This window comes from Amycolatopsis umgeniensis (genome assembly GCF_014205155.1).
GTDB classification, from domain to species: domain Bacteria; phylum Actinomycetota; class Actinomycetes; order Mycobacteriales; family Pseudonocardiaceae; genus Amycolatopsis; species Amycolatopsis umgeniensis.
This window is the reverse complement of sequence record NZ_JACHMX010000001.1, coordinates 8,827,028-8,849,574: the sequence shown is the minus strand read 5'-3', so window position 1 is coordinate 8,849,574 and position 22,547 is coordinate 8,827,028. Positions and strand designations below refer to the sequence as shown.

The following is a 22,547-nucleotide window of genomic DNA, read 5'->3' as shown; positions in this document are numbered from 1 at the left end:
CCCGGATCTCGCGTGACTGGACACCGCACTCAGGTGTGCGGCCCCTGATCACGCGAGATCCGGGTTCGATCACGCGAGATCCGGGCTCGATCACGCCCTTTCGGGCTCTTCCTGCTCCGAGCACTCCTCCCGGTTCTCCGGACGGCGATCCATCACGTGGCCGAGCGGGCGCAGCAGCACGTTGACCCCGACGATCACCGCGGTCCCGGCCAGTGCGACGACGTAAAGTCCCGCTCCCGCAAGGGATCCGACGGCCGCCGAGCACCACAGCGTGGCGGCGGTGTTGAGCCCGCGCACGTTCAGCCCGTCCCGCAGGATCACCCCGGCGCCGAGGAACCCGATGCCGGAGACGATCTGGGCGGCCACCCGCGTCGGGTCCGCGTCACCGCTGGTGTTCAGCCCGCCGAAACCGTGAGCGGACAACAGGACGAAAAGGGTCGCGCCGACGGCGACGAGGGCGTTGGTGCGGAGTCCGGCCATCCGGGCGCGATACTGGCGCTCGATGCCGATGACGGCGCCCAGTCCGACGCCGGTGCCGACCCTGAGCAGCATTTCGAAGGTGTTCATGATTCCGGCTCTTTTCTGGCGTGCGTACACAAAGCCAGACAGGGAAAGGCGACCGGAAAGGTCAGCGCACCGCGCACACGGGTGAACGGCGACCGCTTCCGGTCGATCCAGAACTGTCTTCCGGCATGTGCCGCTCACCTCGCTTTCGTACTCGAACGGTGTTGATCAACCTTCGGGACTGTACCACCGGACGGCCGTCCGGCCACCCCCACGTGGAAGGGCTCACACAGGCGGTTCAGCGAGGGATAAGGCGAACGTGTCTTGGCCTTGGGTGGGCTGCGGGTGCGTTGCGAACGCCACTTTCGCAACGCTGAAGGTTGTGAAAGTGGCGTTCGCAACTCCTTCCCGTGGCTTCGCGTGCCGGGTGAGGTGCAGGCGGTCTGAGTGGTTGGTCGCGTTAGAGCGGACGGGCATTTGTCATTAGCGGCACGGTCGAGTGTGGAGGATCCCCCAACCATCGGGCCTGCACGAGGGTGCCGGTTCGGCAAGTGTCGATGAGGTGTTCCGGCCCCCGGCACTGTCGAGCGGGGAAGATTCCGGCCGTTGAACGTCCCGAATCTTCCCCGCTCGCCCGCATCAGGCCAGTGGGTGGGCAACTATCGGTCCGTCACAACGCGACGACCCACCCGACCCGGCCTGGCACCTTTGCCTCAACCCTCAATAGACCTCGAATTCGTAGATCCTCGCCGCGCCGTTCCCGTCGTTCGCCGGGGTGGTGACGTTCACCCGGACGTAGCGCGCCGACCGCTGGCTCACCGGATGGTAGGTCCGGCTGGAGCGCGCGTTGCTCACGTTCGCCGCCGTCGTCCAGTTCGTCCCGTCGAGTGACGTCTGGATAGCGAACGCGCCGGTGTTCCACCCGGTCGTCTCGCCACCGAGTCCCGCGTGTTTCAGCACGAACGACGACACGTTCTGCGTGGACCCGAGGTCGACCTGGAGGACCTTCGTACCCGACGCGAGCGAGCACCACTTGCTGTTGTTCGCCAGCGAACCGTCGAACGCCTTGGCGGGACCTTCGTTGCCGTTGCAGCCCGCCGAACCCGAGGCCGGTTTGCCGAGCGCGAGGTTCGTGCCCAGGTCCGGCGCCGCGGGCGGCGGGGTGAAACCGTCGTTGTAGGACGGCGGGACATCCGCGGCGTTCGTTCCCCAAGCGCTCGGTGACGCGCCCATGGTGAAGTTCAGCGTCGCGTTACCCGCGATGTCCCCGTACCGCAGCCAGCTCCGGCTGGTCCCGGAGCCGTTGAGGCTGAAGTTCTGCACGTGCTGCGCGCCTTGCCCGGCACCCGTGCCGTTGATGCGCACCGTGCCACCCGGACGTGTGATCGTGACCGCCGGGAACAGCGGACCGTGCAACGCCAGCACATCCGCGCCCGGTGTCGGCGGGTACATGCCGAGCGCGGACCAGACGTACCACGCCGAAGTGGCGCCGAGGTCGTCGTTACCGGGCAGGCCACCGGGACCGGTGGTGAACGACTCGTTCATCACACGCCGCACCGCCGCGCTCGTGCCCTGGGGATAGGCCGCGTAGTGATACGCCCACGGGACACCGTGTTCCGGTTCGTTCCCGATGTAGAAGTACGGCAGGCTCAGTCCGCCGTTGAGCTGGGTGAAGTGGTGGTCCAGCCGCTGCACGGCCGTCTTCGGGCCACCCATCAGGTTGATCAGCGCCTGATAGTTGTACGGCACCATCCAGGTGTACTGCGCGGCGTTGCCTTCGGTGTAACCGTCGGGGCTCGCCGGGTTCAACGGCCATGGCCAGCTTCCGTCGGCGTTACGCCGGTGGACGTACCCGGACTCGGTGCCGAACACGTTGCGCCACCACTGCGCGCGTGTCATATAGGTGGAGTACTTCCCGTTGTCCCCCAAGGCTTTTGCGAACTGGGCGACGGCGAAGTCGGAGGCCGAGTACTCCAGCGAGTCGGACGGGTCCTCCGTGATGTAGTTGCGGCTGACGTAGCCGGACTGCCTGCCGCGGATCGGCTGCCCCTGCGTCGTCCCGCCGTTGGAAGCCTTGTCCATCAACGCGAGCGCCGCCGCCGTGTCGAAGCCGCGGGCACCGAACGCGTACATGCTCGACACGACGATCGGCCCGGGATCGCCCGTCATCACGAAATGCTCGTTGCTGTTGTGCGACCACTTCGGCAGCAGTCCGCCCTGTTGTCCGTCGAGGACCATCGATTTCGCGATGTCACTCGCCTCCGCCGGGGCGAGCAGCGCGATGAGCGCCGCCCAGGACCGGTAGATGTCCCAGCCGGAGTAGTTCTGGTAGACCGGATGGTTCGCCGTCCGGATCGTCTGGTCGAACCCGCGGTATTGCCCGTTGACGTCACTGGCGACGTTCGGGTTCTGGAAAACGCGATACAGCGCGGTATAGAACTTCTGCAGGTCGGCGGCCGCCCCGCCGGTCACCTGGACCCGGTTGAGGAGGTCGTTCCAGGCCGTGTCGGCGGCGGCGCGGCGAGCGGCGAAGTCGAAGCCCGGGCTCTCCGCCGCGAGATTCGCCTGTGCGCCCGCGACACTCACGAACGAGACACCGACTTTGAGCTGTACCAACGAATTGCCGGACGTGTCGAAGGTCAGGTAGCCGCCGGAGTTCACACCGCTGACGTTCGCGGACCCTGCCGAGATCGTGCCGCCGAGCCACGTGCCGAACCCGCTCGGCGCGCGGTCGAACTGGATGGCGTAGTACAGCGGGTAGGTCTTCGAGGAACCGCAGAACCCGCCGCCGGTGAAGGTGCCGGTCACCTGGCTCCCGCTGATCGACAGCGAACCACCGCGGTTGCCGGTGGCACTCCGGCTGGAGTTGATCAGGACCCGGGCGCTGGTGGTGTTCGGATAGCTGAGCCGCATGAACCCGGTCCGTTTGGTCGCGGTCAGTTCGACGTCGGTGCCGTAGGTGTTCAACCGGTTCTTGTAGTAGCCGGGTGCCGCGCTTTCATCGGCCTTCGTGTACGAACCGGCGTAACCGGTCCAGTTCGTGCCCGGGGAGGAGTTCAGGGTCCCGGTGACAGGCAGGATTCCGAGGTCCTCGTTGTTGGGGCAGCCCGCCCCGTTGAAATGCGTGAGGCTGAACTCCTGGATGCTCGTGTCACTCGACCGGTAGCCCGACGGCGACGCCGTCGGCGTGTCCGGGCTGAACTGCGTCATTCCGAACGGGACGGTCGCCCCCGGATAGGTGCTGCCGCCCGCGCCGCCCGGGACCGGGTTCGGGGAGTTGCTGTCGTCCGTCCCGATGAACGGATTGACGTACTGGGTGAGGTTCAGCGCCTCGGCCGAGGCGGTGCCGTCGAGCGCGGTGGCGCCCGTCGCCACCAGCAGGGCCGTGACGGCCACCGGGAATGATCGTCTCAATCTCCGAAACAGGGGCATCAGGCTTTCCTCTCCGAGCGACAACGTTGTCATCCGACGAGCTGGAGCCGAGCGAAATCCGAGGTGCGGGGTGCGACTGGTGGAAGATCGTCCCATCACACCTCGCCGCCGGGTACCCCCATTGGGACTCGCGGCGAGTCAGGTGAGTGGACAGGATTCCGCTAGGACAGCGCGTCGCGGATCGTCTCGCGCAGCCAGCGCTGGGCGGGATCGGCGTCGAGCCGGGCGTGCCAGAGCAGGCGCACCTCGATCTCCGGGAGATCGGCGGGGATCGGGAACCAGCGGATGCCGAGCGAACGGCCGTACTGCTCGGCGAGCCGCTGGGGCGCGAGTCCGATGTAGTCACTCGACGCGACCAGGAACGCGGCGACCGCGGACGTGGGAACGGTCGCCGCGACCTTCCGGTGGAGACCGGCGGCTTCGAGCACGTCGTCGAGCGGGCCCCTGACCCGGCCGCGGCGGGACGCGGAAACGTGGGGATGGCGGCAAAGCTGCGCCAGTGTCGGGCGGCGGACCCGGCCGAGCGGGCCGTCCGCGCGGACGATCGCGACCACTCGTTCGTGGTACAGCAGCATCGAGCGGATGTCCGGGGCGGCGAGGTCGCCGGCACCGATGTCCAGATCGACAGAACCGTCTCGCAGCGCCTCGGCGCTCTCCGCGCCCTCCCCGACGAAGCGCAGGACGACACCCGGCGCGACGGCGGCGGTCGCCTCCACGGCCGCCGTCGCCAGTGTCGCGGCGACGCCGTCGTTGATGCGGATGGTGAACGTGCGCTCGAGACCGCCGATCGAGAGGTCACGGTCGGCGCTGATCAGCGCCGACGCCTCGTCGAGCAGCGACCGCACGCGCGGCGCGGTCCGGAGCGCGAACGGCGTCGGCACCATCCCCCGGCCGGCGCGGACCAGGATCGGATCCCCCATCGCGCGCCGCAACCGGCCCAAGGCCCGGCTCGCCGCCGGGATCGACAGGTGCAGGCGCTCGGCCGCCGCGGTCACGCTGCCGTCCTGCATCAGCGCGTCGAACACCCGCAACAGGTTCAGGTCCAGCTGATCAGCCATAGTTGCATCGTACGCAACTATCCCTTGTCAAAGTTGCGTGGCACGATGTACCCGCTGGTCCATAGCGTCATGGACATGCCACTTCGACTTCACCTCCGCGACGAACCCCAGGCCGCCGCGAGCCGCCCGGTCTCGGGCCGCGGCCTGCTGGCCGTCATGTGCGCCTCCGTCGTCCTGGTCGTCGGCATGGTCGCCTCGATCAATCTCGCGGTCCCGATGCTGGCCGCGAGCGACCTGCGCCCGTCCGCCTCGGCACTGATCTGGATCGTCGACACCTACGTCGTTTTCTTCGCCTGTCTCGTGATCCCCGGCGGCGCCGCGGGCGATCGCTTCGGCCGCAAGGGTGTCCTGCTCGCAGGCCTGGTGCTGTTCGCCGTCGGCGCGCTGCTGTCGGCTGTCGCGCCGGACGTGCCCGTCCTGCTGGCGGGCCGGGCGATCACGGGGATCGGGGCCGCCGCCGTACTGCCCAACACGCTCGCCGTCCTGCTGCACGCCGTACCCGCCGAGCGCAAGGGCGTGACCATCGCGACCTGGGCTTCGATGACCGGGATCGGCGGTGTCGTCGGCAATGTCGGCGGCGGCGCGGTGCTGTCCGGCGGATCGTGGCGCTGGCTGTTCGCGGCCGCGGTACCGCTCTCCTTGGTGCTCGCCGCGTGGGTCGCCCGGATCGCGCCGGTTTCACCCCGGCACGATCGCCCGCTCAGCCTGCTCGGCGCCGTACTGCTCGTCGGCGCGACGATCGCGCTGCTGCTGGGCATCGTCGAAGGCCCCGAAGCGGGCTGGGGCAGCCCGATCGTCCTGACCGGGTTCGCCGGCGCCATCGTGCTGTTCGCCTTGTGGACGTTCGTGGAACTGAAGGCCGAGCACCCGCTGCTCGATCCCCGGTTGTTCCGCGTCCCCGCGCTGCGCAGCGCGTGCCTCGGTATGACCGCGATCTTCTTCGGGATGTTCGCGCTGTTCTACGTCAACGCGTCGTTCCTCCAGTACGGCAAGGGATTCAGCGTGCTGATGACCGGGCTCGGGATCATCCCGATGACCATTCCGGTCATCCTCGGCGCACGGCATGTGGGGCGGCTCGTCCAGCGCGTCGGTGTCGACGCGACCATCGCCATCGCGTTCGCCTTCGGTGGCGGCGGCCTCGTCGGACTGTCCACAAACGACGCATCGACGCCGTACTTCGTCTACGCGGCTTGGCTCGTGGTGACCGGTATCGGTGTCACGCTGGCCCTTCCGACGCTGTCCGCCGCCATCTCCGGTTCGCTGCCCCCGGCGCAGGCCGGTGTCGGCGCCGGGCTGCAGGCCACCACGCGCGAATTCGGCAGCGCGCTCGGCGTCGCGGTCATCGGCACCGTCCTCACCGGACGGTTCGTCGACGCGCTCCCGCCGGACATCCGCGCGAACCACGATCCGCACACGGTGGCGCAGGCCCTCGCCGTCACCACTCCCGACCGCGCCCCCGAAGTGATCTCCGCGTTCGTCACCGGCACGAGCACGGCCCTGCGGGTGATCGGCGTGAGCGTCCTCGTCTTCGGCGCGCTCGTCGTCCTGCAATCACGTCTTTCCCGCACCCGCGGGAACCAGTAGAAGGAGCATTTTCCATGCACGTTTTCGTCACCGGAGCCACCGGCTGGATCGGCTCGGCCATCGTGGACGAGTTGCTCGACGCCGGCCACGAGGTCACCGGTCTCGCCCGCTCGGACGCCTCCGCCGCCGCCCTGGAAGGGAAGGGCGCCCGCGTCCGCCGCGGCGACCTCGACGATCTCGACGGCATCCGTGCCGGCACCGAACAGGCCGAGGGCGTCATCCACCTGGCGAACAAGCACGACTGGGCCAACCTGGCCATGTCCAACCGGACCGAACGGGCCGCCGTCGAGACCATCGCCGGCGCGCTGACCGGAACCGGCCGGCCCTTCGTACTCGCCTCGGCCCTCTCGGGTCTGGCCCAGGGCCGGCCCGCCACCGAGGCGGACCCCTCCCCCGCCTTCGGCCCCGACTCCATGCGCGGCGGCAGTGAGAACCTCGCCCTCGAGTACGCCGAGAAGGGCATGCGGGTGATCAGCGCCCGCTTCGCACCCTCGGTGCACGGCGTCGGCGACCACGGTTTCCTCTCCTCCATCGTCGCCGCCGCTCGCAAGCACGGCGTCTCGGGCTACATCGGCGACGGCACCGCGTCCTGGGCGGCCGTGCACCGCACCGACGCGGCACGGCTCGTCCGGCTGGGGCTCGAAGGCGCGCCCACCGGCTCACTGCTCCACATCGTCGACGAAGAGGCCATCACGACCCGCGAAATCGCCGAAGCCGTCGGACGGACGCTCGGTGTCCCGGTGACGTCCATCGCGCCGGAAGACGCGGGTGAGCACTTCGGTTTCGTCGGCCGGTTCTTCGCCCTGGACATGTCCGCGTCGAGCGCGCGCACGCGCGAACTCCTCAACTGGACCCCGTTCGGACCGAGCCTGGTCGAAGACATCGAAGCCGGCGCTTACGCCTGACAGGAAGGAATCCTCATGTCCGAAACCACCGAAGTGACCGCCTTCATGCTCGTGAAGACCACGCCCGAATGGCTCGGCCTCACCGTCGAGCAGCGTGTGAAGGCCTTCACGACCGAGATCCTGCCCGCGATCGAGAACAAGGTGAAGGGAGTCCGGTCCCGGTTCTTCGACACCGAGTTCTACTCCGCTCGAGTGACGGACGTGTGGGTGTGGGAGGCACGCGACCACCACTCGTACCAGCTTCTCATCGAGGTTCTGCGCGAAACGCCGTTCTGGGACAGGTACTTCGAGATCGTCGACCTTCTGGTCGGGGTCGAGAACGCGTACGCCACGAACTACGGTCTGAACGCATACGCGAGTATCGACGCGTGAGCTAGCGAGGAGCGGCTCGACGATAGCCCTCACTAAGACGGCCACCCACGTCGTCGAGGACTCCGGTGGCCACCTGCCGCAGCAAGGCGGGATCTCCCTGGCACACCACCTGCCGGTAGCCGAGCAGAAGGTCCCGGCTGATCTGCGGGTCCGCTTCGCGCAGGCGCCGGAACAACCATTTGCCGTGCGAACGCCAGCGCCGCCGCACGGCGAGGATCAGCTCGGCCACCGCGATCATCAGCCTGTCGGCGATGAAGACCAGTTCGTCGGGATCGTCCGCTCCCGCGAGATCGTCCACTTGACCGGTGAGGCCGTAGCGGCGATCTTCCAACTCGGCCGGCGAAAGCACAGGAGGCCCGGCACGCAACCGCGCCCGGGCTTCCTCCCTCGTCCGGTGCCCCAACCCGTCCCTGTCGAGCAGTACGACACCTTCACCGCACAGATGCAGCAAGGGCGAGCGCCGGCTCGCCGTCTCCCGCTCGACAAAGTCGTCGTAAGACTCGGCGGTGTGGCAGAACCACTCCACCGGCAGGCTGTCGTGCTCGGTCGTCTCGCGGAACGGAGCGGGCGGGCCGTCGAGGAACACGACGATGTCGAGATCCGAGAACGAGGTCCGGTGCGCGGTGTTCGCACTGCCGCCCAGGATCGCGGCCCGTGCGCCGGGAAAGCGGGCGGCGGCCAGAGTACGAGCGGTACCGACGGGATCCATCGGTCAAGGATGCCGAGACGAACGCCGTGAAGGCCACCTCCAGGACGGTGATCGTCCCGAAGGTGGCCTTCACGGTTACGCGCCTGAGGTTCAGGCAGTGGTTTCGAACGGCTGCACGTTCGGCTGGAACACCTGTCCGTTGGCCGGGACCTTCAGATCGATCAGGTAGTCGGCCGTCACCTTGTCCACCCCGAGCGAGTCACCCAGGATGCAGTGCCCGAAGGCGTCGACCGACAGCAGCCGGGCGTTGCCCAGCTGGTTGGCCATCCGCTTCGAGAACAGGTACTGGGTCGCCGGGTCGTAGTAGTTGCCGACGACCAGCACCGGGGTGTCGGTCTTGGCCTGCCACGGGCCGCGGTAGACGTCCGGCTTCTTCGCGGGCCACACCGGGCAGCCCGCGACATCGGAGAAGGCCTGGTAGCGACCGAAAGTGGGCGATTCCTTCTCCCACTTCGCGGCGATCTCGGGAACCTTCTCCTGCTTGATCGTGATCTTCTTGTCCGAGCAGTTCACGGCGAAGTACGAGTCGTCGCCGACGTACGGGCTGTCCGGATCCGCGTCCGCACGGCCGTTCGCGCCCGACCGCAGCACCTTCAGCTCGACGGCCTGAGCCGTCTGCGTCTGCGCCGACGGCGGGTGAACGACGTTGTACAGCGCCTGCAGGTCGTCGGCCAGCGGCGGGAACGACGTCGGCGAGTACAGCACCCCGGCAACCGTGCTGGTGAACGCGTTGATGTCGTAACTGCTCCCGTCCGGCAGCTTGATCGGCTGCTGGCGCAGGTAGGTGCGGATCTCGTCGAACTTCTCCCGCGGCGTGCCCGAGCTGAACGAGCACTTCGGCCCGACCTGCCCGCACTTGCGCAGGAAGGCGTCCAGCGCGATCTCGAACCCGCGAGCGCGCTCACGGTCGTACTGCACGCCGTCGCTGGTGCGCAGCGCCGGGTCGACGTTGCCGTCGATGACGATCGCGCGGCTCTGCTTCGGGAACATCGACGTGTACGTCGACCCGATCAGGGTCCCGTACGAGAAGCCGACGAAGGTCAGCTTCTGGTCGCCGACACCCGCCCGCATCTTGTCGAGGTCACGCACGACGTCCTTGGTGGACATGTGATTCAGCAGCGCACCCGCGTTGTTCTTGCAGAACTGGCCGTAATCGCGGTACGACGCGAGCGTTCCGGAGATCTCCTGCCGCGACAGCGGCACGGGGATCTGCGCGGCGAAGACGTCGTTCGCGTCCTCCTGCGTGGTGAAGCATTTGAGCGGGTTGCTGGCCCCGACCCCGCGCGGGTCGAAACCGATCAGGTCGAACCGGTCCAGCACCTGCGGCTGGAAGTAGTTCGCCGCGCCGATCGGCATCCGGAACCCGGAGCCGCCGGGGCCGCCCGGGTTGAGGAACAGCGAGCCGATCTTCTTGTCGGGTGTCTTCGCCGCCCGCTTCAGCATCGCGATGTCGATGGTGCCGAGCGCCGCGTTGTCGTGGTCGATCGGCACGCGATACCGCGCGCAGCTGTAGAACTTCGCCTGGTCGGCGGGAACGCCACGGATCTGGTCCGCGGTGCAGGCACCCCAGTTCACCGACGCCGTCGCGCCGACCTGGGCGGCGGAGGTCCCGACGTCCTGGGCGGCGACCGCCGTTCCTGGCGCACCGGTCAACGCGGCGCCGGCCACGAGTGCCCCTACCAGTGCGAAACCGCGCACCGGCCTCCTTGTGGATCTCGGCAAAACGACTCCTCCCTCGGCTGGCGACGTGACGGAACACGTCGCACGATGCGCCGCCGACGTCACGGCGCGTAACACCAAGCGAGCCTCGCACAAGCCGGTAACCCAGTCACCGGCCGAAAGGATGGTACGAACCTATCGTGTGGTGGTCTTTAATGCGAAAATCGGTAACACACGGCGAGCGGATTGCTCCTCCATCGAGTAGCCCGGCCAGAAGTCCAGCAGCAGCTTCCACATCGCGTCGTACTCGTCGCCGAGGAGTTCCCTGGCCCTGACCGGGATCTCCTTGCCAGCCAGTGCGACGATCGCTTCGGGATGCGAGCGCAGGTTGTGTGTCCACGCGGGATCGTTCGGCCTCCCCCAATTGGAGCCGACGAGCACGAAACCCTCCTCGTACGGGAAGTACAGCAGGTTGGTACTGCGGGGCAGCCCGCTCTTGCGGCCGGTCGTGGTGAGCCGCAGGGAAGGGAGCCCGGCCAGCGCGACCAGGCTCACCTTCCCCTTGAACAGCCGGTGGAGTCTCTTGTCCACCCAGATGATCCCGCCCGCGAGCCCCATCAGCCACGGTTTCGTGCCGAGCGCGCGAGCGAGGAACGTAAGAGGGTTAGCCACGGACAGATCTTGCCAGGCTCACCCCGAACCGCGATTCCGAGTCCGTCCACCATTTCTCCACCGAGAACCCGGCTTCGGCCAGTTCCGCGGCGATTCCCTCCCGCCGGAACTTCGCGGAGATCTCGGTGCGCACGTATTCGCCCTCCGCGAACTTCACCTGCAGATCGGCGCCCGGGATGTCGACCGTCAGCGGCTCACGGGCACGCAGGCGCATTTCGATCCATTCGTTCTCCTCGTCCCAATACGAGACGTGGTCGAAGGCGGCCGGATCGAAGTTCGCGCCGAGGCCGTTGTTGATCACGTGGAGCATGTTGCGGTTGAACTCGGCGGTGACCCCGGCCGCGTCGTCGTAGGCGCGCTCGAGAGTTTCCCTGTCCTTCACCAGGTCCGTCCCGAGAAGGAGCCACTCCCCTTCGTCGAGTACGTCCCGGACCGAACGCAGGAAGGTGGCGCGGTCGGCGGGCAGGAAGTTGCCGATCGTGCCGCCGAGGAAGACCACCAGTCGTGGCTTGTCCCCCGGCAGCAGGTCGAGATGCTGGGTGAAGTCACCGACCACGCCGCGGACTTCGAGCGACGGGTAATCGGCCGTGATGGCTTCCGCCGCTTCGGCGAGCGCGGTTTCGGAGACGTCGAGCGGCACGAACTCCTTCAAGGTTCCGTGGCTCGTGAGCGCGTCGAGCAGGAGCCGGGTCTTCTCACTCGACCCGGAACCGAGTTCGACCAGGGTGTGCGCGCCGGAGTTTTCCGCGATCTCACCGCCGCGCCCGGCGAGCACCTCCCGTTCGCTGCGGGTCGGGTAGTACTCGGGGAGGGCGGTGATCTTCTCGAACAGTTCGCTGCCGCGCGCGTCGTAGAACCATTTGGGCGACAACCATTTTTGGTCCGCCTCCAGGCCGGCGCGGACGTCCGCGCGCAGCAGCTCGGTGATGTCCGACTCGCTGTGGTGTACGTCGAGGTCCACTTCGGTCATCGTGCCTCAGGGCTCCGATCGGCTTCGAGGGGAAGGATTCGCACGCCTTCGCCGGTGACCCGGACGGCGTGGTGGTCGGGGACGGGGATCCAGCCGGGGTCGTCGTCGCAAGGTTCCGACGCGACGAGCACACCTCCGCCGGTGTCCCGATAGGACAGGGAATGCGTCCACGCGGTGCCGATCAGCGTGCGGCCGTCGGTCAGCAGTAGGTTGAGCCGCGAACCCGGCCCCGCCTCCTCGACCACACCGGTCAGCCACGCGACGGCCGAAAGCGGGTCTTCGCCCGCTTCGAGCCGCTCACGCAGCAAAGCCCACAGCAGCACCGAATCCGTGGTCGCCTCCAGGGTCAGCAGGCGGGTGATCGGCAGCTTGGCGGCGAGTTCGGCCATCGAACCCGGCCAGCCCCTCACCAATCCGTTGTGGCTGAAGAGGTAGCCACCGCCGGTGAACGGCGCGTTCGCGGCCTCCACCACCGGCATCCCCGTCGTGCCGTTGCGGACCGCCGCCATGAAGGCGTGCGACCGCACCGACCCGGCCAGCGCGGGCAGGTCCCCGTCCGTCCACAAGGGAGCGGGCCGGCGCAGCCGCAGCGGATCGGGACCTTCGGCGTACCAGCCGAGGCCGTATCCGTCCGCGTTGACCGAGCCGCCGCCCCGCATGTCGGCCGGGGCGTAGGACTGCACGAGCAGGGAATGCGGGGCGTCGAAGAGCATCTCGGCAGGCGAACGCGGCTCACCGAGATACGCGAGGTGACGGCACATGCCTTTCAGGCCACCTCGCCCGGCCGCGCGTCCCGGGCACAGCGGAACCCGGAGAAGATCTGCCGCCGGATCGGATGGTCCCAGTTGCGGAACGTGCCGCGGATGGCCGCCGCGTCCGTGCCGAACGAACCACCGCGCAGGATCCGGTAATCCCCGCCGAAGAACACGTCCGAGTACTCCTTGTACGGGAACGCGGTGAAGCCCGGGTACGCCTCGAACCCGCTGCTGGTCCACTCCCAGACGTCGCCGATCAGCTGGTGCACGCCCAGCGGCGAGGCACCGGCCGGATACGCGCCCACCTCCGCGGGCCGAAGGTGGCGCTGCCCGAGATTGGCGTGGTCGGGGGTGGGTTCCTCGTCGCCCCAAGGGAACCGGCGCGAACGCCCGGTCGCCGGGTCGAATCGCGCGGCCTTCTCCCACTCCCGTTCGGTCGGCAGGCGCCGTCCGGCCCAGGCGGCGTACGCCTCGGCCTCGTGGAACGAGACGTGGACCACGGGTTCCGCGGCGGGCACCTTTTCGTAGACGCCGAACCGCGTCCGCCACCAGCCGTCCTGCTCCCGCTTCCAGAAGCGCGGCGCGTCGATGCCGTGCTCGCCGCGATACGCCCAGCCGCTCTCGCTCCACCACTTCGGGTCCTGATAACCGCCGGAGTCGAGGAACTCGGCATAGGCCCCGCAGGTGACCGGGGTGGTGTCGATGAAGAACGCCTCCACCGCGACCTCGTGCGCCGGACGCTCGTTGTCCAGGGCCCATGGTTCCGCGGACGTGCCCATCGTGAACGCGCCGCCGGGTACGAACACCTCCGCGGGCAGCCGTCCGGACCGCGACGGCGGCGGGGCGGGTGCGTGCAGCACCGGATCGCCCTTGCGGAGCTGATGGGTGGCCAGCATCGTCTCGTCGTGCTGCTGTTCGTGCTGGGTGATCATGCCGAAGGCGAAGGCGTCCTCGGTGAGCCGCCTGCCTTGCAGTGGAACGTTTTCCAGGATGTCGAAGGACTTCTCCCGGACCTCGCGGACGTACCTGCGCGTCTCCTCCGGCCCCAGCAGCGGCAGCTCCGGACGGTCCGCGCGGGCGTGCTGGAACGCGTCGTAGATGTCGTCGATGTCCGGGCGGAGCGCCTCGCGTCCGCCGACGTCGCGGACCAGCCAGAGTTCCTCTTGGCTGCCGATGTGCGCCAGGTCCCAGACCAGCGGCGACATCAGTTTCGAATGCTGGCGGACCAGCTCTTCGTCGTCGATGTCTGTCAGCGCGACACTGCGCTCGCGGGCCCTGGTGAGCGCCTCGGCCGCGTGAGCCCGCAGGTCTTGCGGGCTCAGCGCGCGAAGCGGGTTGGTCTCGGTGCTTTCCACGCTCATGACTGGTGGCTCCTCGAACCGTGTACGAGGGACTGCACACCCTCGCTGATCTCGCTGATGGTCTCCGGTGGCAGACCCGTTGTGCCGAGTTCGGCACAGCCGAGGTCCACCACCTCGCTCGCGACGGCCGCGATCACCCTGTCGGCCAGGCCGAACCGGGCGGCGCACTCCCATCTGCCCACGACCGGTTCGCACAGTCCGAGCACCTTGTCCACTGTGGACGGGCGCGCGAGCAGCGCGGTCAGCAGGGCCACCGGATGAAGCCACCTGGCGGCGGGCTGCGCGTCCAGATAGCGGATCTCCAGGTAGCCCTGGGGCCGGACCGGGGTGAACATGGTCGTCAGGTGGTAGGCCAGGTCGTCCTCGGTCGGCCTGCCCAGGCCCGTTTCGCGCCCCTCGATCCAGTCCGCGAAGGTCAGCGCCGGCGGCGCGTCCCAGGAACCGTCCTGCCGGGGCAGGACCATCAAGGGGGTGTCCAGGATCCGCCGGGCCCAGTCGCCCGCGGGATCCCGCTCGGTCGCGGCCGAACGGGTGCGGGCCTTTTCGGTGTTCATGACGGCCAGCCAGCGCGCGGACGCGTGACCCGTGTCGCGTCCGGCGTGGAACCGTGAGTTGGCGAAGGTGGCCAGCAAAGGCGGGCCGAGCGCGTGGACGGCGGCCCAGCGCAGCGGCAGGTCGTCCGCCTCACCAGCGTCCACACACACCTGCAGGCCCGCGGTGCTGCACATCATCGTCGCGCCGCCGTCGCCCATCGGGGCGAAGCGGCGTTCCATCGCGGCGTAGCGGGGCGTGCCCAGTTTGCGGGCAGGGGCACGATGCCCGTCTATCCCGGTGTCACCCAGGTACAGGCCTTGGGCGGAGAGAAGGGTTTCGAGGTGGGCCAGATCGGCCGAGACGACGGCGTCCAGGTGGCGCAGCGTGGTCTGTGGTTGAGCGGAGATCTCCACCTGACATCCGGGCTCGAGGCTCAGCGGTGAACCTGCCGGAAGCGGGAGGGCGGGGCTGTCGGGGCGCAGTGTCCGCGGGGTGTGCGGGCCGAGCGCGGTGGCGAGATCGTCGGGGTCGAGAGGCCGGGCGGGCTCGTCGGCGTAGTGCACGGTGAATTCCAGCTCTACGCCGAGAAGTCTCGGCGGCCCGTGTTTGAAGCACACGGAAGCCACATACGCCTCACCCTCGGCACGGTCCGACAGGACCTTCGCCGTCGCGTTCGACGCGCTCCCGGACTTCTCGGGGAAATCATGAACAGTTGTCATCTTCCCGCCGTCCAGTCGGTAGTCCGATCAATGAGAAACCTTGACATCGGACGCTACACGCGGGGTCCGACAAATTCAGGTGCGTTCCTACCGAGCTGGATCTGCGGACCACCTTTTAGGACCGGACGAATCAGGGCAAAGCGGGCTCCGTCCCCAGTCCGAGAGCCGCGGCCGCGTTGCGGACGGCCTCGATCACCAGCTGCAGGGCCTGCCGCCGGGAAGACGTCGTCCGATAGGCGATCGAAACCGTTCGGAGCAACGGTGTGGTCAACGCGACGACGTCGATCCCCGGCGGCCGGAGCCCGAGTCCGAGGTCCGAAACGAGGGTCACCCCGAGCCCCGCCCGGACCATCGCCATCGCCGTCGACTGCTCTTCGACCTCGTGGTTGATCTTGGGTTCGAACCCGTGCCGGTGACACGCCGTGCGCACCGCGCGGCCGAAGTGGCTCTTCGGGCTGGCGAGGATCCACGGATGCTCCGCCAGCTCGAGCAACGACGCGCTGCCCGCGGGGACGGCGCCCGCGGGAACCGCCGCGTGCAGCCGTTCGACCGCGATCACCGCACGCTCCAGGCCCGCGTCCCACGGCATCGGCGCGTCGGAGTAGTCGATCACGAACGACAGGTCGAGCTCGCCGTCGCGGACCGCGTCGGCGGTGTCCTCGGGCGCCAATTCCCGCGTCCGGACCTGGATCCCCGGATGCTCGCCCGCGAGCACGGCCAGCGCGTTCGGCAGCAGCCCCGAAGCGACGGAGGCCCAGACCCCGGCCATGAGCCGGACCGAGACCGTCTCCTGTGCCTCCTCCAGTGCCAGTGTCGCCCGCTCGACCGATCCCAGGATCTCCTCGGCGTGTTCGGTGAGCAACAGCCCCAGTTCGGTCAGCTGCACCCGTCTGCCGAATCGTTCGAAAAGCTTCGCGCCCACGTCCCGCTCCAGCTGGGCAAGCTGCTGCGACACCGCCGAAGCGGTGTAGTGCAGCGAAGCGGCGGCCGCCGTGACGGTGCCGCGCCTGCTCAGCTCGCGGAGCATCCGCAGGCGGTGCAACGAAAGCTCCATGTCACCAACGTAAACGGGCACGGTCGCGGATGCCGGGTGACGCGTTACACCAGTTTCTCTGCACGACATCGTTCAGATTCGGTAAATAGACGCGCGCGCCCGGCGGGGCGCACCCTCGGAAGCGGCGCAGGACGACTCTGAATCCCGAAGGAGGTGGCCGCATGGCCGCGAGGAACGCCGAACCGCTGATGAGGCTCATCTGGACCGACCCCGTCACCGGTGCCACCGGCTACCTCGTAGTGCACAGCCTGGTCTCCGGTATCGCGACCGGCGGGACCCGGATGCGCGCGGGCTGCACGATGTCCGAGGTCGAGGACCTGGCGAGGGGGATGGCGAACAAGACCGCGACCTTCGGCCTGCCGGTCGGCGGGGCCAAGGGCGGTATCGACTTCGATCCGAAGGACGAGCGCGCTTTCGGTGTGCTGGAACGGTTCTGCGAATTCCTGCGGCCGTGGATCGACAACCATTGGGTGACCGCCGAGGATCTCGGCGTGCCGCAGCACCTGATCGACGAGGTGTTCGCGAAGCTGGGGCTCGATCAGTCGTACCACGCCGCGATCCGCCGTTCGGCCGATCCGGCTCAGACCCTTCGCCGCGTGCAGGCCGGGTTGGGCACCCCGGTCCCCGGCGGGCTGCTGCTCGGTGACGTCATCGGCGGCTACGGCGTCGCACAGGCCTGCCTCGGTGTCGCCGATGCGTGGGAATGGCCGGTCGAGAAGACCACGGTCGCCGTACAGGGCATCGGCACCATGGGCGGCGGCGCGGCCTGGTACCTGCACGAAGCCGGTATGCGGGTCGTCGCGGTCGCCGACGCGGCCGGGACGCTGTACCGGCCCGAAGGTCTCGACATCCCGGCGCTGCTGGACCTGCGCGACGCGTACGGCGAGATCGACCGCAGCCGGCTGCCGTCGGACGTCCAACTGCTCCCCCGCGACGAGATCGTGGCGACGGAGGCCGACATCTTCGTCCCGGCGGCGATCTCCTACGCGCTGCGTGCCGCGAACCAGGGCGAGGTCAAGGCGAAGGTCGTCATCGAGGCGGCGAACGCGGCGACCACTCCCGACGCCGAAGCTGGCCTGACGGCCCGGGGCATCCCGGTGATCCCGGACTTCGTCGCCAATGCCGGGGCCGCCGCGTGGGCCTGGTGGCTCCTGCTCGGCGAGGTCGGCGCGGACCACACCGACTCGTTCCTGCGGCTGCGGACCGAGATGCGGGCGAAGGTGGCGCTGCTGCTGAGTTCGTGGAACCTGGATCGGATCGCGCCGCGCACCACGGGTCTGCGGCTCGCCGAAACCACCCGTTCGGACGCCACGACCCCTGAAACCGCCCGCGTATTGGTCATTCCCTGATAGCGCGCGTGAAGGCCTCCTTCCCCCGACTGGTCAGTCAAAACCGGAGCCGAGGGAAGAGGGCCTTCACGCGGGTCAGGCGAAGCGGTCTGTCGCGCCGATGAGGACCTCGCGCATCGGCTCGTCCTGGGTGCTGTGGCCGACCTCGTCGATGACCACCAGTTCACTGCCGGGCCAAGCGTGCGCCAGCTCCCACGGGGTGCCGATCAGGTTGCCCAGATCGAGGCTTCCTTCGGCGAGCACGGCCGGGATGTGGGCCAAGGTCTTGGCCTCCCGCAGCACCACCCCCTCGTCCAAAAAGGACCCTTGGCTCCAGTAGTGCGTGACCAGCCTGGCGAAGGCGAGCCGGAACTTCGGCGTCTCGAAGCTCTTGTACGGCGGGGAAGTCGGGATGATCGCGTCCTCCCAGGCGCACCACGCGGCAGCCGCCTTCTCGTGCACCGCCGGGTCGGGATCCATGAGCAACTTCAGGTACGCCGCCGCGAGATCACCGTCGCGATCCGCTTCGGGAACACCATCGCGGAACTTCGCCCAGGCCTCCGGGAAGACGCCGCCGAGACCGCGGGTGAGCAGGTCGGTCTCGCTCCGCCGTCCGGTGGCCAGGCCCATCAGGACCATCTCCGAGACACGATCCGGATACCGCTCGGCGTAGACCAGTGCGAGCACGGAACCCCAGGATCCGCCGAAGATCAGCCACTTCTCGATGCCCAGATGCTCGCGCAGCCGCTCCATGTCGGCGAGCAGATGGTCGGTGGTGTTGGCCGAGAGGTCGGCCTCGGGCTCGCCCGCGTGCGGGGTGCTCCGGCCGCACCCTCGCTGGTCGAACAGCACGACACGGTACTTGGCCGGATCGAAGTAGCGGCGCAGACCGGCGCTGCACCCGGTTCCCGGGCCGCCGTGCAGCGTGACGGCGGGTTTGCCGTCGGGATTCCCACAGACCTCCCAGTACACGAAGTGCCCGTCGCCGACGTCGAGCATCCCGTGGTCGTACGGTTCGATTTCCGGATACAGCCTTGTCACGTCCTCGTCCTCCCAGACCCGCCAGAAATACAACAGCACTGTCACAATAGCCCGGGAGGATTCCTCGGGGCGCGAAAATTCCTGAGGCTCGGGTGTCGGATCCGGCCTGAGCCGTTCGTGGAGGAGGTGAGCGGCCGCCACGAAGGCGCCACCAGGACCTACAGGGGATCAGATGTCGCACCAGGAACCCGTCGCCCGTCGCATGTACGAACTGATCGAGCCCCTCGGCCTGGTGCCCTATTTCGCCGACGAGTCGGACCAGGCTCTGATCGCGCTCGGGCTGCGCAACCAGTGGGACGCCTACTTCGCCGGACGGGCCGCGCCGTTCGGCCGATCGGTGCCCGCCGAGGTGGTCCACGCGGTCTTCTACAACTTCGCCCCGGGCGAGGTGGCTCGGCACCTCCCGAAGGTCTGGGAGCTGACCACGCCCGAGGCGGCGCTGGCCGCCCGCGAACGGGGATGCGTCGCGGGGCTACGGCGGATCCTCGGTGAACTCGCCGATGACCCGCGTGTCGCGCGCGCCGCCGACCTCCTGCTGAAGACGGCCACCAGTGCGCCGGTGGAGGGCCGCGCCCTCTATGCCGCCCTCCGCGCGCTCCCGGTACCGCAGGAGCCCCTGGCGCGACTGTGGCACGCCGCCACCTTGCTGCGCGAGCACCGCGGCGACGGCCATATCGTCGCTTTGCTGGCCGAGGGCATCGGCGGAACCGAGGCCCACGTCCTCCACGCCCTGTCCGTCGGCATGCCCGCGAACGAGTTCGGCCGGGTCAGCCACCTTCCCGCCGCACAGCTGTCCGCGGTCATCGACGGCATGCGCGACCGCGGTCTCGTCGGGGGCGACGGCTGGCTTACCGCCGCCGGACGGGCCGCGAAGGAGCGCGTCGAGGCGATGACCGACAGGCTCGCGGAGGCGCCGTACGACGTCCTGGACGCCGGCGATCTCGACCGTCTGGTCATCGACCTCGGACCGATCTCGACCGCCGTCCAGGCAGACTTCCCGTGGTGACGGTCTAGGCGCTGTCCCGTAAGTCTGGTCGATGGGCTTCGTGATCCAGGTGGTTCCTGGCGGTGCGGGCGGATCGCCCTCGTACCGGGTCGTACTCGGGCGCATCCGCCCGTGCCGTCAGGGACCACCTGGGCGCGAAGACCGCGTCCAGACTTGCGGGACAGCGCCTAGGCGCCCAAGGTGCCGGAGACGTGCCGAAGCGCGTCTGCCAGCTCCGAAGGCCCGGCGGGTCCGATGTGGACCACCGCGTCGTTGCCGTGACCGGTCGTGTAGCTGAGGTACCGGCCCCAGTCGGTGTCGGCGAAGTGGAGCGGATCCTCGACCGCCACATGCCTGCCGACTTCGTCCCGCTTGCCGACGTAGAGCTCGCCGCTCCCCTCGACCGGCCGCTGCACGAGGCTGACGATGTCCGCGATCACCGGCGGCAGGGAATGCGTGTCCGGGCCACGCCGTGCCGCCTCTTCGAGCTCGTACGCCCGAACCGTGCGGAGCCTGCCGCCGCCCGCGGGAACGGGTGGCAGCTGTTCGATCAGCGTCTCGGGCAGCCGTCGCCGGTCGATCTCCTGCAGCCCGACCCAGTCGCCGGACGCCACGGCCAGCACCGCCTGCATACCCAGCGAGGCGGCGAGAACGCCGTAGGTCTGGCCGCCGGCGTTCACCCAGCCGTAGTACTCGATGGCCGGTTTCGTGAGCACCGGAAGCCAGTCCAGGAAGTCGACCGACGCGCGGCCGGTCGAGTCCAGCAGCCCGGCTTGCGCCAAAGCGGCTTCCACTCGCTTGTCCGCCTCCGCGCGGGCCGTCCTCGACAGCCAGCGCGGTTCGGGACGCAGCGTGATGTGCAGGTCGCCGACGCGTTCGCGTTCGGCGAGCACCGCCAAGGCTTCGACCGGGACGTCCACCCGGCCTGTTCTGACGGTCATCCGCTACTCGCCGATGACCGGCGGGCTGGTCCGCTGGTCGGTGCCGAAGATCGCGTCGGGGTCGGCCTCGATCAGGTAGTCGGGACGCTGGTGTTCGTCGTCCTCGTCGCCCTCCGCGCGCCTGCCGCCCGCGCCCATCGGGCCCATCTGACCGCCGCCGCGACCGGCCGCTCCACGGCCGCCCGCCAGGTGATCGGCGCCGCCCATGCCGCCGCCGAGGCCACCCATGCCGGAGCCCCTGCCGCCACCAAGGCTGCCCGAACCGGGTCCGCCAGGACCGCCCGCGCGGCCGCCGGTGCCACCTTCGCCGCCGAGAAGCCTGCCCGCGGCGGTGTTGGGCCCGGGAACGTTGCGGCCGCTGGTGCCACCTGGCTGGTTGGGCCCACCGCCACCGGGGCCGTAGTTCTGGCCGGTGCCGTTCGGCAGGCCGATGACGTTGTCCTCGTCACCGGTGCCGCGTCCGGGGTTTCGGCCCGGGATCTCCGTGGTCCCACCGCCGGGTTTGCCCCGGCCGCCGCCGGACGGGAGCGTCGTGTCCCCGGGACCGGGCTTCCTGGTCGGCGTCGTGATGTCCCCGGGACGGTCCTTCGAGCCGCTGGGACGGTCTTCACCGGTGCCGGGCTTGTTCTGGTTTTGATTCTGGTTCTGGTCGTTGCCGGTGCGGTTCCGGTCGGTGCCGTTGCTGTCCGTGCCGCTGGTGTCGGTGCCGTCGTTCTCGTCGCCACCGCCGCGCCTCGTGGGGTGCTTCGGCGGGACGTAGGGCGGCGGATCGATCGGGCCGGGCCCGTCGCCGACCTTGACACTGACGTTCGCGCCGTCGTTCTTCAGCACGCCGTAGTCGGTCGGCAGGCTCGAGCTCGTGCTGCTGGTGACCGAGTCGTACTGGTCCATCACGCGGACGTTGTTCTGGTTCGCCGCCTCGTGCTTCGCGACGCCCTCTTGGTAGTTCTTGATGTCGTTGTTGACCATGAACGGCCCGGCGATCGGGATCGCGCCCTTGAGGCCGGTGGTCCACGGGTTGGGCTTGTCCGGCTTCGGGGGCACCGGGACGACCGTCTGCCCGGAGTCGTCGAAGCTGTCGGCCTGCGTCATGACCGAGGCCTTGGTGGTGAACAGCGGGTCCGCTGTCTCCTTGAAGGCCTGCTCGAGCGGGCCCGCGCCGGCGTTCGCCGCATCGGCGGCTGAGCCCGTCCAGGACGAGGACATCCGCGACTGCAGCGACTTGATGGCCATGCCGCGCTCGACGTAGGCGTCCGAGAGTTCGGCGACTCGATCGGCCGCGCTGCGCAGATTGCGGGTGTCGCCCTGGGTGAAGTTTTCGTAGATCTGTTTGCCGTCCACCCTCATGCCCCCTTGAGTGTCTTGATCACGGCCGACGCGAGTTTCTGCGCCTTCCCGCACGAATCCTGTTCGTTGTCATAGCCCTTGGCGAGGGTGCTGATCGACAGATCGTCGGCGACACCCACCGCGAGATCGCAGTTGCCGCTTGCTCGCCTGTCCTGGATTCCGTAGTAGACGGTCGGATAGCCGTCGACCTCGGGGCCGGGCTCCAAGAACCTCAGTTGCCCGGCTTTCTTGGCCTTGTGCAGGCCGGCCAGACCGCCCATGCCCTTTTCACGGTTCCCACTGCCGAGGATGATCAGCAGGCTGTCGGCCTTGCCGCGAATCTGCCAGCTACAACCTGGATTGCTGCCTTCGCTCTTCGATTCACCTGGCGCGGAGAACCCCAGTTCCGCAGCCGCGGCGGGCGAGAGCAGCTTGCAGACGTCACCGACGTACGCCGAAGCGTCCAGTGGAATCGCCACCTTCGGGACGTTCGGATCCTCCGGTCCCGCGGAAGACGCCGACGAGGTTCCCGGGGTCGGCGTAGCTGTACCAGGAGTCTCCCCGGTGCACCCGGCGGCCGCGACGGAAACGAACACGAGCGCCGCCACCGCGGCGCGATTCCTCAACACGTTCGGCAT

At 68.7% G+C, this 22,547-nt stretch carries 20 protein-coding genes; 5 read left to right on the top strand and 15 right to left on the bottom strand.

The features are described 5' to 3' along the window. Window positions 1-90 precede the first annotated feature (90 nt). The 3 genes from HDA45_RS40295 to HDA45_RS40285 all read right to left on the bottom strand — a co-directional run bounded on the left by HDA45_RS40295 (window position 91) and on the right by HDA45_RS40285 (window position 4,994). A complete protein-coding gene (locus tag HDA45_RS40295) occupies window positions 91-567 on the bottom strand; it encodes an MgtC/SapB family protein (protein ID WP_246480945.1) in 477 nt (158 codons plus the stop codon). 657 nt (window positions 568-1,224) lie between these two features. Next, a complete protein-coding gene (locus tag HDA45_RS40290; protein WP_343072266.1) occupies window positions 1,225-3,900 on the bottom strand; it encodes a GH92 family glycosyl hydrolase in 2,676 nt (891 codons plus the stop codon). 197 nt (window positions 3,901-4,097) lie between these two features. After that, the gene (locus HDA45_RS40285) at window positions 4,098-4,994 is read right to left on the bottom strand and encodes a LysR family transcriptional regulator (RefSeq protein WP_184904543.1); all 897 of its coding nucleotides are present in this window, start codon (window positions 4,992-4,994) and stop codon (window positions 4,098-4,100) included. 156 nt (window positions 4,995-5,150) lie between these two features. On the opposite strand from HDA45_RS40285, the gene HDA45_RS40280 reads away from it, so the two are divergent. Genes HDA45_RS40280 through HDA45_RS40270 form a run of 3 tightly spaced genes read left to right on the top strand, consistent with a single transcriptional unit; the run spans window position 5,151 to window position 7,855 of the window. Next, window positions 5,151-6,578 (top strand): MFS transporter, encoded by a 1,428-nt coding sequence (locus tag HDA45_RS40280; protein WP_221473001.1) that lies wholly within the window; start codon window positions 5,151-5,153, stop codon window positions 6,576-6,578. Between the two features lie 14 nt (window positions 6,579-6,592). Then, window positions 6,593-7,483 (top strand): SDR family oxidoreductase, encoded by an 891-nt coding sequence (locus HDA45_RS40275; RefSeq protein WP_184904539.1) that lies wholly within the window; start codon window positions 6,593-6,595, stop codon window positions 7,481-7,483. 15 nt (window positions 7,484-7,498) lie between these two features. Continuing rightward, complete coding sequence (locus tag HDA45_RS40270; protein WP_184904537.1) at window positions 7,499-7,855, top strand: darcynin family protein; 357 nt, start codon at window positions 7,499-7,501, stop codon at window positions 7,853-7,855. A 1-nt stretch (window position 7,856) separates the two neighbouring features. Here HDA45_RS40270 and HDA45_RS40265 read toward each other — a convergent pair whose 3' ends face one another. The 8 genes from HDA45_RS40265 to HDA45_RS40230 all read right to left on the bottom strand — a co-directional run bounded on the left by HDA45_RS40265 (window position 7,857) and on the right by HDA45_RS40230 (window position 16,288). Next, window positions 7,857-8,564 carry a nucleotidyltransferase domain-containing protein gene (locus tag HDA45_RS40265; RefSeq protein ID WP_184904535.1) on the bottom strand — a complete coding sequence of 236 codons (708 nt, stop codon included), beginning with the start codon at window positions 8,562-8,564 and terminating at the stop codon, window positions 7,857-7,859. A gap of 90 nt (window positions 8,565-8,654) precedes the next feature. Next, a complete protein-coding gene (locus tag HDA45_RS40260) occupies window positions 8,655-10,262 on the bottom strand; it encodes an alpha/beta fold hydrolase (protein ID WP_184904533.1) in 1,608 nt (535 codons plus the stop codon). A gap of 156 nt (window positions 10,263-10,418) precedes the next feature. Further along, a complete protein-coding gene (locus HDA45_RS40255) occupies window positions 10,419-10,841 on the bottom strand; it encodes a nitroreductase family deazaflavin-dependent oxidoreductase (RefSeq protein WP_184906535.1) in 423 nt (140 codons plus the stop codon). 46 nt (window positions 10,842-10,887) lie between these two features. Further along, complete coding sequence (egtD, locus tag HDA45_RS40250) at window positions 10,888-11,865, bottom strand: L-histidine N(alpha)-methyltransferase (RefSeq protein WP_184904531.1); 978 nt, start codon at window positions 11,863-11,865, stop codon at window positions 10,888-10,890. Beyond that, the gene (gene egtC, locus HDA45_RS40245) at window positions 11,862-12,626 is read right to left on the bottom strand and encodes an ergothioneine biosynthesis protein EgtC (protein ID WP_184904529.1); all 765 of its coding nucleotides are present in this window, start codon (window positions 12,624-12,626) and stop codon (window positions 11,862-11,864) included. The genes egtD and egtC overlap by 4 nt, the downstream gene beginning before the upstream one ends. Window positions 12,627-12,631: 5 nt before the next feature. Then, a complete protein-coding gene (egtB, locus tag HDA45_RS40240) occupies window positions 12,632-13,981 on the bottom strand; it encodes an ergothioneine biosynthesis protein EgtB (RefSeq protein WP_184904526.1) in 1,350 nt (449 codons plus the stop codon). Continuing rightward, window positions 13,978-15,234 (bottom strand): glutamate-cysteine ligase family protein, encoded by a 1,257-nt coding sequence (locus tag HDA45_RS40235; protein ID WP_184904524.1) that lies wholly within the window; start codon window positions 15,232-15,234, stop codon window positions 13,978-13,980. The genes egtB and HDA45_RS40235 overlap by 4 nt, the downstream gene beginning before the upstream one ends. Before the next feature lie 130 nt (window positions 15,235-15,364). Continuing rightward, a complete protein-coding gene (locus HDA45_RS40230) occupies window positions 15,365-16,288 on the bottom strand; it encodes a LysR family transcriptional regulator (RefSeq protein WP_184904522.1) in 924 nt (307 codons plus the stop codon). Window positions 16,289-16,449: 161 nt separating this feature from the next. Between HDA45_RS40230 and HDA45_RS40225 the strand changes: the two genes are divergently transcribed. Then, the gene (locus HDA45_RS40225) at window positions 16,450-17,637 is read left to right on the top strand and encodes a Glu/Leu/Phe/Val family dehydrogenase (protein ID WP_184904520.1); all 1,188 of its coding nucleotides are present in this window, start codon (window positions 16,450-16,452) and stop codon (window positions 17,635-17,637) included. 75 nt (window positions 17,638-17,712) lie between these two features. Here HDA45_RS40225 and pip read toward each other — a convergent pair whose 3' ends face one another. Further along, window positions 17,713-18,657: a prolyl aminopeptidase gene (gene pip, locus HDA45_RS40220; RefSeq protein ID WP_184904518.1), complete on the bottom strand. Its 945-nt coding sequence runs from the start codon at window positions 18,655-18,657 to the stop codon at window positions 17,713-17,715. A gap of 172 nt (window positions 18,658-18,829) precedes the next feature. Between pip and HDA45_RS40215 the strand changes: the two genes are divergently transcribed. Next, window positions 18,830-19,663, top strand: a complete 834-nt coding sequence (locus HDA45_RS40215; RefSeq protein ID WP_184904516.1) for an SCO6745 family protein — start codon at window positions 18,830-18,832, stop codon at window positions 19,661-19,663. Window positions 19,664-19,830: 167 nt separating this feature from the next. Here HDA45_RS40215 and HDA45_RS40210 read toward each other — a convergent pair whose 3' ends face one another. From HDA45_RS40210 to HDA45_RS40200, 3 genes are read right to left on the bottom strand one after another with little or no spacing between them, the layout of a single operon-like run. Next, window positions 19,831-20,562 (bottom strand): ESX secretion-associated protein EspG, encoded by a 732-nt coding sequence (locus HDA45_RS40210; protein ID WP_184906533.1) that lies wholly within the window; start codon window positions 20,560-20,562, stop codon window positions 19,831-19,833. Between the two features lie 24 nt (window positions 20,563-20,586). Further along, window positions 20,587-21,930 (bottom strand): hypothetical protein, encoded by a 1,344-nt coding sequence (locus tag HDA45_RS40205; protein WP_184904514.1) that lies wholly within the window; start codon window positions 21,928-21,930, stop codon window positions 20,587-20,589. Beyond that, window positions 21,927-22,547 carry a DUF3558 domain-containing protein gene (locus HDA45_RS40200; RefSeq protein WP_184904512.1) on the bottom strand — a complete coding sequence of 207 codons (621 nt, stop codon included), beginning with the start codon at window positions 22,545-22,547 and terminating at the stop codon, window positions 21,927-21,929. The genes HDA45_RS40205 and HDA45_RS40200 overlap by 4 nt, the downstream gene beginning before the upstream one ends.

Bases quoted from the DNA above. Each gene is read 5' to 3' on its own strand.
- HDA45_RS40255 (WP_184906535.1), bottom strand. From the start codon at position 10,841: ATGGGGCTCGCGGGCGGGATCATCTGGGTGGACAAGAGACTCCACCGG.
- HDA45_RS40200 (WP_184904512.1), bottom strand. From the start codon at position 22,547: ATGCCGAACGTGTTGAGGAATCGCGCCGCGGTGGCGGCGCTCGTGTTC.
- HDA45_RS40215 (WP_184904516.1), top strand. From the start codon at position 18,830: ATGTCGCACCAGGAACCCGTCGCCCGTCGCATGTACGAACTGATCGAG.
- HDA45_RS40205 (WP_184904514.1), bottom strand. From the start codon at position 21,930: ATGAGGGTGGACGGCAAACAGATCTACGAAAACTTCACCCAGGGCGAC.
- HDA45_RS40225 (WP_184904520.1), top strand. From the start codon at position 16,450: ATGGCCGCGAGGAACGCCGAACCGCTGATGAGGCTCATCTGGACCGAC.
- egtD (WP_184904531.1), bottom strand. From the start codon at position 11,865: ATGACCGAAGTGGACCTCGACGTACACCACAGCGAGTCGGACATCACC.
- HDA45_RS40285 (WP_184904543.1), bottom strand. From the start codon at position 4,994: ATGGCTGATCAGCTGGACCTGAACCTGTTGCGGGTGTTCGACGCGCTG.
- HDA45_RS40235 (WP_184904524.1), bottom strand. From the start codon at position 15,234: ATGACAACTGTTCATGATTTCCCCGAGAAGTCCGGGAGCGCGTCGAAC.
- HDA45_RS40230 (WP_184904522.1), bottom strand. From the start codon at position 16,288: ATGGAGCTTTCGTTGCACCGCCTGCGGATGCTCCGCGAGCTGAGCAGG.
- HDA45_RS40280 (WP_221473001.1), top strand. From the start codon at position 5,151: ATGTGCGCCTCCGTCGTCCTGGTCGTCGGCATGGTCGCCTCGATCAAT.
- HDA45_RS40270 (WP_184904537.1), top strand. From the start codon at position 7,499: ATGTCCGAAACCACCGAAGTGACCGCCTTCATGCTCGTGAAGACCACG.
- HDA45_RS40295 (WP_246480945.1), bottom strand. From the start codon at position 567: ATGAACACCTTCGAAATGCTGCTCAGGGTCGGCACCGGCGTCGGACTG.
- egtB (WP_184904526.1), bottom strand. From the start codon at position 13,981: ATGAGCGTGGAAAGCACCGAGACCAACCCGCTTCGCGCGCTGAGCCCG.
- HDA45_RS40265 (WP_184904535.1), bottom strand. From the start codon at position 8,564: ATGGATCCCGTCGGTACCGCTCGTACTCTGGCCGCCGCCCGCTTTCCC.
- egtC (WP_184904529.1), bottom strand. From the start codon at position 12,626: ATGTGCCGTCACCTCGCGTATCTCGGTGAGCCGCGTTCGCCTGCCGAG.
- HDA45_RS40275 (WP_184904539.1), top strand. From the start codon at position 6,593: ATGCACGTTTTCGTCACCGGAGCCACCGGCTGGATCGGCTCGGCCATC.